The following is a 16121-nucleotide window of genomic DNA, read 5'->3' on the forward strand; positions in this document are numbered from 1 at the left end:
TTCGTCCTTATTCCGCTGCGCTTTCAGCGGTATCGCCCAAGTCAGCCATTTCAACATCTTGGCCAGCTTTCAGGGTGACGTATGCTTTTTTAACATCAGAACGGCGTCCTAATGTACGACCAAAGCGCTTAGTCTTACCTTTAGTGATAGTCGTGTTAACTTTAACAACTTCCACACCAAATAATTGCTCAACTGCTTTTTTGATTTCAAGTTTGTTTGCATTTAATGCAACTTTGAACACTTGAACACCAGCAGTTTCGCCTAAAACTTGTGCTTTTTCTGAAAATACAGGTCCTTGTAGGACTTGATATAAACGTTCGTTGTTCATCCGAGTTCTACCTCAATTTTCTTAGCAGCAGCAACAGACATTACAACTTTGTCGAACGCGATCAAGCTAACAGGATCGATTGCAGTAGCATCAACCACATCAACGTGTGGAAGGTTACGCGCTGCAAGATATAGATTCTCATCTACAGCTTCAGTTACGATCAATGCGCGAGTTGCATTCAAGTCGTTAAGTTTTGCAAGCAACTCTTTAGTTTTAGGAGCTTCAACAGCAAACTCTTCAACCAATACAAGACGATCTTGGCGAACAAGTTCAGCTAAGATACATTGCATTGCACCGCGGTACATTTTGCGGTTAACTTTTTGAGACCAATCTTGTGGACGAGCAGCAAAAGTTTTACCACCACCAACCCAGATTGGGCTACGAATAGAACCAGCACGAGCGCGGCCAGTACCTTTTTGACGGAATGGTTTTTTACCACCGCCAGCAACGTCTGCACGTGATTTCTGAGCTTTAGAGCCTTGACGACCACCAGCTAAGTAAGCTGTAACAACTTGGTGTACAAGTGCTTCATTGAATTCACGACCGAACGCAACTTCAGATAACTCAACAGCAGAGCCGGAAACAGTATTTAAATTCACGTTATTTCCCCTCAAGCCTTGATCGTAGGACGTACAGTTACGTCACCACCAGTCGCACCAGGAATCGCACCCTTAACAACAAGAACTGAACGCTCTGTGTCGATAGATACAATTTCAAGACCCTGTACAGTTACGCGCTCAGCACCTAAATGGCCAGCCATTTTTTTGCCTTTGAATACGCGACCAGGAGTCTGGTTTTGACCTGTAGAACCTAGAACACGGTGAGAAACAGAGTTACCGTGAGTAGCGTCTTGAGTACGGAAGTTCCAACGCTTAACACCACCCTGGAAACCCTTACCTTTAGACTGACCAGTTACGTCAACGATCTGACCTACTGTGAACAAATCCACACCGATAGTTCCGCCAACTTCACGACCTTCAAGGTCAGCTTCTGTAGCACGGAATTCTTGAACCAAACGACCAGCAGCAACACCCGCTTTAGCGAAGTGACCTTTCTGAGCGTTAGTTACGCGAGATTCGCGACGTTCACCAGTAGTAACCTGAATTGCTTGATAACCATCTGTTTCAAGCGTTTTGATTTGAGTGATGCGGTTAGGATCAACCTCAATCACTGTAACAGGTACAGAAACACCAGCATCTGTAAAGATACGGGTCATACCGCACTTGCGACCGACTAAACCAATAGCCATGTGCATAAACCTCTAAAAAAGCGGCCTAATTAACTTAGAGTGTTAATTAACCGAAAGCCTTAACCCAATGCAATCTGAACATCAACACCAGCTGCTAGATCTAATTTCATCAACGCATCAACAGTTTTATCTGTAGGTTGAACAATGTCGATCAAACGCTTGTAAGTACGGATTTCATACTGGTCGCGTGCATCTTTGTTTACGTGTGGTGATGTTAAAACGTTGAAGCGTTCGATGCGAGTTGGCATCGGGATTGGACCACAAACTTGTGCGCCAGTACGCTTAGCGGTTTCTACGATTTCTTGAGCAGATTGATCGATCAGACGATGATCAAAAGACTTCAAACGGATACGAATTCTCTGGTTAGACATACCAGTTAACTCCAAGCCAAATATATAAAGAATCACCCTTGACGCATCTCACCCCACTAATTTAAGGCAAGTGTCAAAGGCAGTGAATTATCACTAAGGTCATGATCGATGCCACGACTGTCACGATGTTAACTACTTTCTTCGCAGTTAACCCCCTTGCATAAAGGGTCGCCCATTATAACGATTGTTTAATGCATAAGCAAATCTCTTTTTGGCTTTATTGCTTTATTTTTCACGCTCTGCCGATTTCTCTTTTTAAAATATACGATTAGCACTTTATATATGAGTTAGGCAGCATTCCTATCCATTTATTGAGTGTAAATTTAGACAATCTGCATTTTGACCATTCCAACCATCCCTGACAGCAGAAATCGTCATCGCCCTGACCTAACTTTCTTTTCTGTGTTTGCGCCACAATCCATGACTTTATTCCCTAAGTTTGCTTTGTACTAAAACATAATCTATTGCACGATTCATTAATTGGTTGCCTGCCTGAAATTGTGCTGCAGACATCTGTTTTAATTCATGCGCGGGTTGTACATACATGCCTGAAAATGCAGGTTTCATTTCGGCATTGTCTAAAAACAGCTGCAAAGCTTGTGGGGTAATTTCTGGATGGAATTGGAATCCTAGTACATTTTTCCCAATTTGATACAGTTGATTGGTGCAAGCGGCATTACTGGCAAGTCTTACCGCGCCCTTAGGTAATTCAAAAGTTTCGCCATGCCACTGCATCACTGAGATTTGATCAGGCATTTGGAAACAGCTTTCTGGTATATTTTCGACTTTATAGACAGGATGCCAACCGCGCTCCTGTTCAGGATTAGGACTCACTGCTGCACCCAACGCATTGGCAATCATCTGCCCACCTAAACACAAACCGATTGCAGGTTTACTCATCGCCAAATAACGCCTAATCCAGCGTTTTTCTGTTTTTAACCATGGATAATGTACTTCATCATTTACACTCATGGCACCGCCCATCACAATTAACAGGTCAATATCTTCAACTTTGGGTAAGGCTTCAATTTCAATATTTTGCTCAGGCGGTAAAGCAAAAAATTCGGTTGCAGTGATATGCGCCCCCATCTGCTTTAAATAGTCATAGCAACTTCCAAAACCTTCACCTGCACTATGCTGAAAATAATGCACGCTTAGTGGTGCTTTCATCTGGATCATCCTTTGTATTTTCTATACTTCAGCTTCTGCAAAAATAGCGCCAAGTTCAAGGCATGTCTTGTAGTGCAGCTTTTTATAGCCTAAAGCCAGTATTTCTCTTAAGCTAAACTCAATATTTGCTTATTTTCTGAGTGAACCTGTGAAGAAAAATGCTCAAACTGCTTTAATTCATGCACCAAGACGTGCCCCACAATATATTCAAACGGTACAGCCTCCCCTATTTCGTGCATCGACCATTATCTTTGAAAACACAGATGCACTGTTTAATCGACACTGGACTGATGCTTATGATTATAGCTATGGCACACATGGCACACCGACTACATTCACACTCGCTGATCAGATTGCGCAATTAGAAGGTGGTGAATACTGCTTACTCGCACCAAGCGGACTATCAGCAATTAATTTGGTGAATTCCTGCTTTTTAAGTCAAGGCGATGAAGTTTGGGTGGCTGACAATATTTACGGCCCAAACATGGAGCATTTACGCAATTTAGAGCAGCGTTACGGCATCACCGTTCAAGTCTACAATCCAATTGATGTCGATAGCTTTCAACCTTCTGCCCAAGCCAAACTGATTTGGCTAGAAGCGGCAGGTTCGGTCACACTAGAGTTTCCAAACCTAACTGCATTAGTCAAAAAAGCCAAATCACATCACATGCTCACAGCCTTAGATAATACTTGGGGTGCAGGACTTGCGTTTAATGCTTTCGATTTTGGTGATGAACATTTAAGTGTCGATATAAGCGTCCATGCCCTGACCAAATACCCAAGTGGTGGTGGTGACATTTTAATGGGGTCTGTCGTGACCCGTGATCAACACTTACATCATCAACTGTTTCGTATGCATGCCATTCAAGGTATTTGCGTATCGGGGGATGATGTCGCGCAAGTACAACGCAGTTTGGCTTCGATGCAACTACGTTATGAGCACCAAGCAAAAAGCACAATTGAATTACTCAACTGGCTGAAACTACAACCACAATTTGCTCAGGTGTTGCACCCTGCCGATGCCACATCTGCGGGGCATGCGTATTGGAAAGAAATTTGCCGCGATGGACACAGCGCAGGTTTGGTCAGTGTGATTTTTAAGCCTGAATATGATTTAGCCGCTGTACGCCAATTCTGTGATGCACTATCTTTATTTAAACTCGGCTTTAGCTGGGGCGGCCCCGTAAGTTTAGTGATGCTTTACGATCTCAAGTCCATGCGTACCCTAGAACACTCTCACTTGGCTGAAGGATTATTGGTGCGTTTTTGTATTGGGCTAGAACATCCTGCAGATTTAATTCACGATATTCAAAATGCCTTACAACGCTTCAGCGACTAATGCAGCACAGATCATCATTTTAACAATAGCTATATAAATCAGGATAAAAATATGAGTACAGCAATCGTTATTGGTAAAAAAACTGCCGACGTTCAACAAGACGTGGTTTTACATTCACAGTTTGCCAACCGCCACGGTTTAATTGCAGGTGCAACAGGTACAGGTAAAACCGTCACCTTAAAAGTCTTGGCAGAAAGCTTTTCACGAATTGGTGTACCCGTATTTTTAGCCGATGCCAAAGGCGATGTTTCCAGTCTAGCCAAAGCAGGCAGCAGCAGCCCAAAGTTTGATGCACGTATTAAGAGCTTAGGTATCGAAAGCATTCCGTTTGCAGCATCTCCTGTGGTGTTTTGGGATTTATTTGCCGAACAAGGTCATCCGATTCGTACCACCATTTCTGAAATTGGCCCGTTATTATTGGCGCAAATGCTGAACCTGAATGACACCCAAGAGGGCGTGTTGTCTGCGGTATTCCGTATTGCCGATGATCAGGGTTTATTACTGATTGATTTTAAAGATTTAAAAGCCATGCTGACCTATGTCAGCGAACACGCCAGTGAATTTAAAGCTGAGTATGGCAATCTTTCTCCAGCCAGTTTGGGTGCGATTCAGCGTAATTTACTGGCTTTAGCCGATCAGGGCGGTGATAAATTCTTTGGTGAACCAAGTTTGGATATTTTGGATTTTATTCAAACTGACAGTCAAGGACGCGGCAATATTAATGTTTTGGCTGCAGACAAACTCATGAACACGCCAAAACTGTACGCCACCTTTTTATTATGGATGTTATCAGAACTGTTTGAACAATTGCCTGAAGTGGGCGATATGGACAAGCCAAAACTGGTGTTCTTTTTTGATGAAGCACACTTGTTATTTGACAATGCCAGCAGCGCGCTACAAGAAAAAATTGAACAAGTGGTACGCTTAATTCGCTCTAAAGGCGTGGGGATTTATTTTGTGACCCAAAACCCGCTGGACTTGCCTGAAAGCGTATTGGGACAATTGGGTAACCGTGTTCAGCATGCCTTACGTGCTTTTACACCCAAAGACCAAAAAGCAGTAAAAACTGCCGCAGATACATTCCGTGCCAACCCAGACTTTAAAGTTGAACAAGCCATTACCGAACTTGCGGTAGGTGAAGCCTTAATTAGTTGCTTAGATGAACAAGGCACACCACAAATTGTAGAACGTGCTTGGGTAATGCCACCCTACTCATCGTTTAGCCCAATTAGCACAGAAGAACGTCAAGCCTGTATCAGCCAAAGTGTTATTGCAGGTGTTTATGAGCAGCAGCTAGATCGTGAAAGTGCTTATGAAATGCTGCAACAAAAAGTTGAACAACGTCAGCAACAAACGGCAGCAGCAGAACAAGCTAAAATTGAAGCCAAAGAAGCTGAAGCTCGCGCCAAGCAAGAGGCTAAAGAGGCCGAGGCACTGGCCAAACAACAAGCGCGCGAGCAAGAACGTCTAGCCCGCGAACAGCAAAAAGAAGCAGAACGCGCTGCCAAACAGCGTGAAAAACTGACTCAGGATATTGTGGGTACCTTTGCCAAAAGCGCAGCACGCAGCTTAGGCGGTTCTACAGGGCAGAAAATTGTACGAGGTTTGTTAGGGTCATTATTTGGTAAGAAATAGCATGTTATAAACGATGAGGTTTGTATAGATTTCATTCATGGATGCACCATCCAAAACCTAAATGAACACTTACAAACCTCTCGCTGTCACATCTACAAACCCCATAAAAACTTTAAAAATAATGGGATATTTTTATAATCCATATTTTTTTTAAGGTTTCACAAAAAAATGTTTGCAATCCTTATTTATAAGATGTATTTTGAATACATCTTATAAATAACAGCCATGAGAGATCGAACATGACTCCACAGCAAATTGACCTTGTAAAAGCAACTGTTCCTGTACTCCGTGAAAATGGTGTCGCACTGACTGGTTATTTCTATAACCGCATGTTGGGGAATAATCCTGATCTAAAAGAAACCTTTAACATGGGTCACCAACGTAGTGGTGCGCAGGCTCAAGCGCTTGCAGGTGCTGTATTGGCTTATGCTGAAAACATTGAAGATCCTTCTGTGCTTGCGCCTGTGATTGAATTGATTGCCCACAAACACGTGAGCTTAAACATTCAAGCACCTGACTATAATATTGTGGGCGAAAACCTACTTCACTCTATTAGCGAAGTATTAAATATTTCAATGGAAGATCCTCTAATTGATGCATGGGCAGCTGCTTATGGTCAGTTAGCAGAAGTGTTTATTAATGCTGAACGTGCAATCTACGAACAACACGAACAAACTAAAGGCAGCTGGTTAGGCTGGCGTAATTTCAAAATTGCCAAGAAAGTTGTAGAAAGTGACGAAATCACTTCAATCTACTTTGAGCCAGTAGATGGCGGCGATTTACCAAAATACGAAGCAGGTCAATATATTTCAGTACGTGTATTTGTTCCTGAACTTGGCTTGAAGCAACCACGTCAATACACACTATCGACTAGCCCACAACAAGATTACTTACGCATTTCTGTAAAACGTGAGCCAGGCAATGGTGCAGATAAAGTTGCAGGTTGGGTATCGAACGTATTGCACCAATTACCAGAAGGTTCTGAAGTTGAAGTATCTGCACCAACAGGTAACTTCTTCCTCATCGACAGCAACAAACGTAATGTCTTCATTAGTGGTGGCGTAGGCTTAACACCAATGATTGCGATGTTGAATCAATTAGTGACTTTAGATGTACCACAACCTGTGACATTCATTCACGCATGTCGTAGCAAACAAGTGCATGCGATGAAACAGCATCTTCAAGACTTAACTGCGAAATGTCCACGTATTCATACGTTGACTGCGTATGAGTTCCCGAACGAAGGTGATGTACTGGGTCAAGATTACGATGTTGCTGGTCGTTTAGACCTCAGCACTGTAGATGCAGCGCTGTTACCAGCCGATGCAGATTACTACTTATGTGGTCCAATGCCATTCATGGCAGAACAGCGCAAAGCTTTACTTGCGCGTGGCATCAAAGATGAGCAAATCCATAGCGAAGCGTTTGGTACAGGTGGTGTTCGCCACTAATCTAAAGCGTTAAAAGCTAATAGGTAAGGCTAGTCTAGTTATGCTAGACTAGCCTTAATTTATTTGTATTTAAAAAAACATCTGTGCGATCATGCAATTAAATAAATTCACCGACTATGCGCTGCGTATTTTAATGTATATCTCGCGTCCTCGAGATGTACCCTATACCATTGCGGAAATTGCACAGGATTTGCATGTTTCCCAGAACCATCTGGTAAAAATCGTTCACTTTATGGGTAAGCAAGGATGGCTAATTACCACTCGTGGTAAAGGTGGCGGGATTCGCTTGCATCCTGAAGCATTGCCTTTGCGTTTAGGTCATGTGGTGAGAATCCTGCAAGGTGAAAATCAAATTGTAGAGTGTAATACCCCGCCCTGCGTGCTGCGTGCGCAATGTGGACTAAAAGGCATTCTCAATCAGGCAATGGAACAGTTTTATCAAAGCTTAGATCAATACAGCTTGGGTGAAGTGCTACAGCCTGTACCCAATTTACAGTTCAGTACACAATCTCCAATCCCGCTGATTCATCTTTAAAGTAACTTAAACGGTCAAAGCAATATCATCCTAGATGTTGCTTTTTTCGGGCATTCAGGGCGCAAAGGTCGCTTGCCTGTATGACTTGCTTTATAATACCTGTTTGTAGACCATGAATTGAAGTTAAGTTATGCACCATAGCAGAGGAAAATCGAAAAACAGTAAGGCAGCAGCACAGCCACGGCAGAAAATTAGCTACGAGAAAAAAGTAGACCCTGCCATTACTGAATACTCTGTTCGCGCCTTAAACTGGCTGCGTAAAGCCGAGTTTTTAATGAGTGCGCCTAAACTGAATTTATGTGTAGAAGATACTGGCTACGAAGTGGCTTTTGCAGGACGCTCCAACGCAGGTAAGTCCAGTGCAATTAATGCTTTAACCAATCAAAAACAATTGGCACGTGCTTCTAAAAAACCGGGTCGTACTCAAATGATCAACTTCTTTAGTTTGGGCAACCCCGAACAGCGTTTGGTCGATTTACCCGGTTATGGTTATGCAGCCGTACCTGAAGCCATGAAAATTGTGTGGCAAAAAGAACTCGAAAATTATTTGATTCATCGTAAAAGTTTACAAGGCTTGGTGTTACTGATGGATATTCGCCATCCCTTACAGCACTTTGATGTGATGATGCTGGAATGGGCGTATTCGCGTAAATTGTTCGTGCATGTATTGCTCACCAAATCGGACAAACTCAACCGCGGCCCTGCCAATAAAGTATTGCTTGAAGTCAAACAGCAGTTGAAAAAGATGAAACTAGATTTCTCGATTCAATTGTTTTCATCACTCAATAAGCAAGGTTTGGAAGAACTTGCGAGTGTGATGGGCGGACGTTTGAACTTTACCTTAGAACAAGCGCATCAATTTGATTTAGACAGCATTCCAGAAGCGACTGGCGATGATGTTGATGTTGATGTTGATCAGCCTGAATTTTTAGAAACTGACTATTTAACCGCATCTGATACCGAAACCAAATAGTCCGTTAAATTACTGACTATTGGTCTATAACATAAAGTCCTATTCGCTCAATCTCGAATAGGACTTTTTATTTGCATGTCCACTTTCAGTTTTACGCCGTAATCACAATCTCCCTCTCCACCAAAGTTGCACTTTACAACGCAGCCAGAAATGCCCTACTGTCAAGATCATAACAATTAAACGCTTAAACAATTACATAAGATAAGGAGATCAAACATGCAGGCACACATTTCAGTGATTACCTTAGCGGTAGAAGATTTACAACGTGCACTCGATTTTTACCGCGACGGCTTAGGACTTGTAACTGAAGGTATTATTGGACAGGAATTTGAACAAGGTGCGGTGGTCTTTTTTGAACTGCAAGCAGGCTTAAAACTGGCTTTATGGTCTAAACAAAGTTTACAACAAGATACAGGCTTAACAGGTACAGCCAGCAGTGCTGCACAAATCACTTTAGGACATAATGTACATAGCCCACTCGAGGTCGATCAGGTATTGAAACAAGCAAAAAATGCAGGTGCGAAAATTTTAAAACCTGCACAGAGCACCTTTTACGGCGGTTATGCAGGTTATTTTCAGGACTTAGATGGTCATATTTGGGAAGTGGCCTACAGCCCATGTTGGGATTAATCTGCTTTGGCTCATGTCTTTGCATAGCACAATAAAACAGGATGATGCTGAAAACTTGATTCGATTTTAAACCCATTATCAGGAATGCAGTGCAGGGTCATCACGAGTATGCCGATCGACCACCACACTAATCATCATATCGCCCTGCACATTGACCACAGTACGCACAGTATCCAACAAACGGTCGATCGGCAATAAAATCGCAATCGCTTCTGCAGGCAAGCCCACCGATTGTAATACCATAATCATCGTCACCATACCTGCGCTTGGAATACCAGGCGCGCCCAAAGAAGCGATCATGGCTGTGGCACAGACAATTAATTGCTGTCCTAAACTTAAATCCAGCCCCATTAAATTGGCAACAAACAAAGCCGCTGCAGCTTCATACAATGCCGTTCCATCCATATTCAGTTGTGTACCTAACGGGATCACAAAGCCTGCAGTTTGCGGACGCACACCTAAATTTTCCTGCGCACATTTCATCGAAAGTGGCATAGTGGCAGAACTGGAACTGGTGGCAAAAGCCGTAATTAAGGCAGCACGTGTGCCTTTAAAAAAGGTGATCGGATCCATTTTGCCAAATATCCACAACAGCAAAGGCAAGACCACCACACCATGAAAAATCGTGGTGCCCGTGACCACTGCAGCAAACTCTGCCAAACGACTCAGGACTGAAATATCTTCGGTTGCAACCAACTTAGCCAATAAAGCAAAAATCCCCAAAGGTGCCAGTTTCATTACCCAGCCAATCATCAACATCATAATTTCAAAAAATTGCTGACTGAGTTTACGTACCGTTTTAAAGTGCTCCCCGCCTTTGACCAGCGCCACACCCACCAATAAGGCAAATATCACCACTGCCAAAACATTACCCTCGGCAAAAGCTTTAAACGGATTGATTAAGGTGTTTTGAATGAAATTGGTAAAAAACGAAGACGGCGTAAGCGTGTCTGGGCTTTGATGCTGCGCCATAGCATCTTGAAACATCACAATATCTACGCCTTTACCCACTGCAAATAAATGCGCACACGCCAAACCTAAAATTAAAGCCAAAGTCGTGGTGGTGACACAACACGCCAACGTAATTTTCCAGACTCGACTCAATTGCCCTACAGCCTGTAAGTTCGACACACCGACCACAATTGAGCTAAAAATTAGTGGGATCAGCAGCATTTTCAGTAAACCAATAAAAATACTGCTCATTAAACCAATGCCATACAAACTGGCGCTAAAAAATGTGCTGTCTGGAAATAGATTCAGAATAAAACCAAACACCACACCCAAAATTGCGGCAATTAGAATTTGTGTATTGAGGCTCATACGCAATTGAGTTTTTTAATGTGATGTGTGGACTATGCCATGTGGCTGAAATTGAATCGAGTATTATTTTTCTAGCGCACTTTGATTAGGTTCAGATCGTGCTTCAGGATGTAAAAAAGCCGACATGAATGTCGGCTGATGAATGTAGATTTTAAAGGCTATATTTTATTGCGTTTCGATTTCACGTAAACGAATCAAGCCTTCCTGACTGGTGCTACACACCAATTCACCATTTTGCCACATGCGCCCAAAGTTCAAACCACGCGAACTAGTGCTAATGGTGGCTTCCATGTCGTACAGCATCCAGTCATCCACACGGAACGGTTTATGGAAATACATGGCATGGTCAATACTGGCACACTGCAAACTTGGTGATAAATAGCTCAAACCATGCGGACGCAGTGCTGTGGTCATTAACGTGAAGTCTGAATAAAATGCCGCAATTGCCTGATGCAAAGACACTTCATCCACCTCTGGTGAAATGCTGTCATGGGTACGAATGTAGTGTGCATAAGCAGGTTCTTCAGGCTGCGGTAAAAATGGATTGCTCGGATTAATCGGGCGAATCTCCACCAAGCGATCACGCATAAAACTGGCACGCACATTTTCAGGTACAAACTCGACAATATGCTGTTTGAGTTCCGCTTCGTTTTTTAAAGCTTCTGCTGCAGGATAGTTTGGCTCTGAAATTTGATAATTCAGACCGTCTTCCAACGGCGCAAAGGACACCATCGCAGTAAAAATGGTACGCCCATGCTGAATGGCACGTACTTGACGGCTAGAAAAACTTTTACCATCACGCAAACGGTCAACTTCATAAATAATAGGTGCGTTGACATCGCCACCAAACAAGAAATAGGCATGCAATGAGTGCGCAGGACGATCAGTGGTATAAGATGCAGCACGTAAAGCCTGTCCCAAAACCTGTCCACCAAAAACACGTTTACCCACCAAGTTACGACTGATACCTCGGTAGATATTTTCTTCTAACTTTTCTAAACAAAGAAGTTCAACCAGCTCTTGTGTGAGTGCGTTCATAACTAACCTATGTATGGCGGAAATTGGGGATGCGGGATCGAAGTCGATGAAAAAATAAATCGTCAAAATAAACTGACTATTTTAAGCCTGCTATTTTGCCATAGATTCTGCATCTTTTACCCATCAAAGACTGACCGCTGTGTCACAACTTAGCCGATCAATTTTGCTAAAAATACGATTTTTAACGATAAAATCTAACAATATTCATGCAAATTATCTAAAAATGCAGCGCGATTATTAGATACAATGACGCAAAATAAATTCCCTACTGGCTAGGGACTTAGGTGATGAAGTAGGAGTGAATATGTCCAAGCGTGGTTTTGGTCAAATGTATCGTCAGCTTTCTGGTAAGCTGCTTGACCTTGTGGTGACACCGCATGTTTTGGGTGAAGTCCCTGTCAAGGATGCGCAAAGTGTAGACTCAAATGCCACTCGCACCAAGATAACTTGCTACGTATTGCAAAATCACTCACGCAGCAATGCCTTGGTGGTCGATGGCGAAACACGTCGCTTAAAACTCACGCCTGCGCTTGATCCATTGGTGATGGGTTCACATAAAGAAAAAGCCTCGATTCTGTTTTTACAGCATCACGATGAGAACAACCTACTCAATCCACCACCTTATGCTTTTCCGCCACGCTTGTTACGTTTAATTGAACAATTAGAACAACACCCAGAACTTGATATTGAATTGGTACCTGTGACCGTGTTGTGGGGACGTTCTCCAGACAAAGAGGATTCGTGGTTTAAACTACTGTTTACCGATACGTGGGCAACGCCTGGCACAGTCAAGCAGTTAATGAATATTGGGGTGCATGGTCGTCAGTCTTATTTGGAATTTCACGAGCCACAATCATTACGCGCTTTAATTGAACATGCCAAAACTGAGCATCCGAACCTGTCGCCTGCGACCTTTATTGTTAACACTCTAAATAATTACTTAGATGGACAACGTGAAGTCGTACTTGGCCCAGACTTGTCTGACCGCCGCAATGTCATGCTCAGTCTGATTAAATCTCCCGATGTGCAAGATGCCATTCGTCGTGAAAGTTTACGCAGTAAAATTAGCGTGATTGAAGCCGAGCGTCGTGCGATTGGTTATTTAAATGAAATCGTGTCGGACTACTCTCATGCAGCGGTACGCTTTGCCGATATGGCACTGACCCGCTTATGGACACAATTGTACGATGGCGTGGAAGTGCATAATTTTAGTACCGTGCGCGAACTGGCCAAAGACTATGAAATTATCTATACCCCATGTCACCGCAGTCATATCGACTATTTATTGCTGTCTTATGTGATTTACAAACGCGGCATGATGGTGCCGTACATTGCTGCGGGCGATAACCTGAATATGCCATTTGTAGGTCAATTGCTTCGTGGTGGCGGTGCGTTTTTTATCCGTCGTACTTTCCGTGGCAACGGCTTATACACAACCGTCTTTAAAGAATATTTATTCAGTATTTTGTCGCGTAACACGCCGCTTGAATACTTTATTGAAGGTGGACGTTCACGTACAGGCCGCTTGTTGCCACCAAAAACAGGCATGCTCGCCATGACCATTCACAGTCATTTGCGTGGTCGTGCTAAACCGATTGCTTTTGTGCCAACTTATATTGGTTATGAACGCCTGATGGAAGGTTCAACCTATGTCGGTGAAATGCAAGGCAAGCCAAAAGAATCTGAATCGCTAATGGGCATTTTAAAAACCATGCGCAAGATTGAACGGATTTTTGGCAAGGTACATGTCAATTTTGGCGAACCTGTGTTTTTAGATGATGTTCTAAAACAACACGATGCCGAACACATCAGCATTGAAAAAAATGATGATCCTATTCCACCACAAGTGTCAGATGCAGTGAATACTTCAGCACATGCGATTTTGGAAAACATTAACCGTGCTGCGGTAATTAACCCGGTATCTTTGTTATCGCTGATTTTACTGGCAACACCAAAACATACCTTGGATGAAGAAATTTGTGTGAAGCAGTTAGACACTTACCGTAATCTGCTCACTGCCCTGCCTTATGATGAGCGCACTCAAGTCACACCATTATCAGGTAAAGAAATTATTGCCTACGGCTTAAAACTCAAACTGATTAAACGAGTGCAGCACGTTTTGGGCGATATTATCGCGATTGAAGACCATCAGGCGGTGTTACTCACCTACTTCCGCAACAATATTTTGCATGCCTTTGTCTTACCATCTTTAATTGCAGCATTGGTGAAACATAATGGTTCGATTCGTCGTGGTGATTTAATCAACGTCATTCGTACTTTATATCCGTTCCTGAAAGCTGAGTTGTTCTTGAAATGGCAAGATCAGGAACTCAAAGAACGGATTTGTGCCTATGTAGAAGCGTTAATTCAGGCCAAATTGATTTCTGAAGATGCGGAAGGCAACTTAATTTCACCTGCACCAAATAGTGAAGACCATAACCAGTTGGTAGTATTGGCTGCACCTGTAATGCAGAGTTTAGAGCGTTATTACATGACACTGGCGCTGATTACACAACGCGGCTCAGGCAATATTTCGGCACGTCAGGTCGAAGAACTCAGCCATTTGGTCGGTCAGCGTTTGTCGGTGCTGTATGAATTCAACTCACCTGAATTCTTTGACAAAGCCTTGTTCCAAAGCTTTATTAAAGTCTTAACTCAGCAAGGTTATATCAGCACCAACAGTGACAATGCGATTGTGTTTGATGATAACTTTAAAAACGTCGCACAATACGCCAATTTGGTGTTGGATGATGTGACTTTACAGATGCTGCAACACATCACCACCTTTAGCGATGAAGAATTGCGTGAGGCGTTAGAGGCTCTTGCTGCACAACAGGCGAAGAAACGCTTAAAACGTAAGAAGAAGTAATTTTCACACAAAAAAACATAGCGATCTGTATAGCAATAGGTCGCTATGCTTTAAATTGAATATAGAATAAAGTTTATAGCATTGATAAAATCATACACCTAAGCGCATTAATTTCTCTTGAATTGCATCACTCACAAATGCATTCAAAGAACTCTCCTCCGAAGCTAAAACAGCTTTGCGATGTAATTCAGGACTGATACGAACATTAAATGTTCCCTTGAATGGCTGATCAGGTTTCTTCCCTAATTCTGCACAAGAATCTAAATATCCATCTACCGATTCCTGAAAAGCTTGCTCAAGTGTTTTTAAGGTTTCAGCCTCATAAGTAATAAGATCTCGAATGAACGCCAATTTTCCAAACAACTCACCTGTTTCAAGGTCTGGTTCAATCGTCCCGAGATAACCTTTGTATTTAAAATAACTCATAAAAAACCCTCCTGCTTGAGTGCTTGCTTTACAGCTTTCAATGCCCCACCTTTGATTTCATTTTCAGGGTGAGGTCGATGCAGTAAAACCATGTGCTCGGTTTTGAGGTTTTGACATCCTCACCCCCTTAAAAGAGGGTGATTCCTACAGCTAGACGCTTATGCCCAAGCGCAAGAATGTTTAGAGCTGAGTTTATATCTCGATCATGAGCTGTACCACAGCTCATGCACTCCCATTCTCTTATTCCAAGATCTGTACTACCTTTGGGACTACTTGAGGTGATCTCACCGCAGCACGAACAGATTTGGGTGGTATAGGCTTCTTGGACTTCTTCAAACAATACGCCTGCGTTCTCGCATTTATACTTGAGCATTGTTTTTAGTGCCGAAAATCCTGTATCCAAAACAGATTTTGCCATTTTGGTTTTTACTAATTTTTTAGCACTCAAGTCACCTACAATAATCAATGCATTTTCATTCACAAGCTTGGTGCTTGCTTTATGCAAATGATCTTTTCGACTATTTGCAATCTTGGCGTGTAATGCACGAACACGCTTCTTATTCCTGGCTCTCTGAGCAATACATAATTTCTGCTCATATTTTCGATAGAATTTTGGATTTGAAATTACAGTGCCATCAGAACAGGTGGCAATATCTTTTAAGCCTAGATCAATACCAATCGATTTGGTTGCTGTCGATTTATCTTGCTTAGGCGATTCAACAACAAGACATACATACCAACGCCCACGGCTATCCTCTACAAATGAACCTGTTTTTAACGTGTATTT

General features: G+C 42.7%; 16 protein-coding genes. 7 read left to right on the top strand and 9 right to left on the bottom strand.

The annotated features are described in order from the left end of the window. Positions 1-7: 7 nt before the first annotated feature. The 5 genes from rplW to FTU70_RS07635 all read right to left on the bottom strand — a co-directional run bounded on the left by rplW (position 8) and on the right by FTU70_RS07635 (position 3118). Positions 8-328: a 50S ribosomal protein L23 gene (gene rplW / locus FTU70_RS07615; protein WP_004974703.1), complete on the bottom strand. Its 321-nt coding sequence runs from the start codon at positions 326-328 to the stop codon at positions 8-10. Beyond that, on the bottom strand, positions 325-927 hold the full coding sequence (rplD, locus tag FTU70_RS07620; RefSeq protein ID WP_004974702.1) for a 50S ribosomal protein L4: 603 nt from the start codon (positions 925-927) through the stop codon (positions 325-327). Before rplD ends, rplW begins: the two co-directional genes overlap by 4 nt. 11 nt (positions 928-938) lie before the next feature. After that, on the bottom strand, positions 939-1577 hold the full coding sequence (rplC, locus tag FTU70_RS07625) for a 50S ribosomal protein L3 (protein ID WP_026438075.1): 639 nt from the start codon (positions 1575-1577) through the stop codon (positions 939-941). A gap of 59 nt (positions 1578-1636) precedes the next feature. Then, entirely contained in the window at positions 1637-1948 is a 312-nt protein-coding gene (gene rpsJ, locus FTU70_RS07630) for a 30S ribosomal protein S10 (protein ID WP_000070912.1), read from the bottom strand. A 426-nt stretch (positions 1949-2374) separates the two neighbouring features. Then, positions 2375-3118: a type 1 glutamine amidotransferase gene (locus FTU70_RS07635; RefSeq protein WP_180060405.1), complete on the bottom strand. Its 744-nt coding sequence runs from the start codon at positions 3116-3118 to the stop codon at positions 2375-2377. Positions 3119-3266: 148 nt separating this feature from the next. Between FTU70_RS07635 and FTU70_RS07640 the strand changes: the two genes are divergently transcribed. The 6 genes from FTU70_RS07640 to FTU70_RS07665 all read left to right on the top strand — a co-directional run bounded on the left by FTU70_RS07640 (position 3267) and on the right by FTU70_RS07665 (position 9681). Continuing rightward, a complete protein-coding gene (locus FTU70_RS07640; protein WP_178318805.1) occupies positions 3267-4457 on the top strand; it encodes a PLP-dependent transferase in 1191 nt (396 codons plus the stop codon). Positions 4458-4508: 51 nt separating this feature from the next. Continuing rightward, positions 4509-6092, top strand: a complete 1584-nt coding sequence (locus tag FTU70_RS07645; RefSeq protein ID WP_179989917.1) for a helicase HerA-like domain-containing protein — start codon at positions 4509-4511, stop codon at positions 6090-6092. 239 nt (positions 6093-6331) lie between these two features. After that, a complete protein-coding gene (gene hmpA, locus FTU70_RS07650; protein ID WP_004974691.1) occupies positions 6332-7543 on the top strand; it encodes an NO-inducible flavohemoprotein in 1212 nt (403 codons plus the stop codon). A 91-nt stretch (positions 7544-7634) separates the two neighbouring features. After that, a complete protein-coding gene (locus FTU70_RS07655) occupies positions 7635-8078 on the top strand; it encodes an Rrf2 family transcriptional regulator (RefSeq protein WP_004974689.1) in 444 nt (147 codons plus the stop codon). A gap of 130 nt (positions 8079-8208) precedes the next feature. Continuing rightward, entirely contained in the window at positions 8209-9051 is an 843-nt protein-coding gene (gene yihA / locus FTU70_RS07660; protein WP_180060406.1) for a ribosome biogenesis GTP-binding protein YihA/YsxC, read from the top strand. A gap of 216 nt (positions 9052-9267) precedes the next feature. Beyond that, positions 9268-9681 (top strand): VOC family protein, encoded by a 414-nt coding sequence (locus FTU70_RS07665; RefSeq protein WP_019836869.1) that lies wholly within the window; start codon positions 9268-9270, stop codon positions 9679-9681. A 78-nt stretch (positions 9682-9759) separates the two neighbouring features. On the opposite strand, the gene FTU70_RS07670 is transcribed toward FTU70_RS07665, so the two are convergent. Further along, positions 9760-11001 carry a dicarboxylate/amino acid:cation symporter gene (locus tag FTU70_RS07670; protein ID WP_004974680.1) on the bottom strand — a complete coding sequence of 414 codons (1242 nt, stop codon included), beginning with the start codon at positions 10999-11001 and terminating at the stop codon, positions 9760-9762. Positions 11002-11166: 165 nt separating this feature from the next. Next, positions 11167-12039, bottom strand: a complete 873-nt coding sequence (locus FTU70_RS07675; RefSeq protein WP_154320299.1) for an acyl-CoA thioesterase II — start codon at positions 12037-12039, stop codon at positions 11167-11169. A gap of 304 nt (positions 12040-12343) precedes the next feature. Between FTU70_RS07675 and plsB the strand changes: the two genes are divergently transcribed. Continuing rightward, positions 12344-14908 carry a glycerol-3-phosphate 1-O-acyltransferase PlsB gene (plsB, locus tag FTU70_RS07680; protein ID WP_004974675.1) on the top strand — a complete coding sequence of 855 codons (2565 nt, stop codon included), beginning with the start codon at positions 12344-12346 and terminating at the stop codon, positions 14906-14908. A gap of 90 nt (positions 14909-14998) precedes the next feature. Here the strand turns inward: plsB and FTU70_RS07685 are convergent, their stop codons facing one another. Beyond that, positions 14999-15334, bottom strand: coding sequence for a type II toxin-antitoxin system HicB family antitoxin (locus FTU70_RS07685; RefSeq protein ID WP_004974672.1), 336 nt, complete (start codon positions 15332-15334; stop codon positions 14999-15001). 127 nt (positions 15335-15461) lie between these two features. Then, positions 15462-16121, bottom strand: a 660-nt coding sequence (locus FTU70_RS07690) for an RNA-guided endonuclease TnpB family protein (protein WP_180060407.1), incomplete at its 5' end; no start/stop codon positions are given.

The organism is Acinetobacter sp. YH12135, from assembly GCF_013418565.1.
Taxonomy (GTDB): Bacteria; Pseudomonadota; Gammaproteobacteria; order Pseudomonadales; family Moraxellaceae; genus Acinetobacter; species Acinetobacter towneri.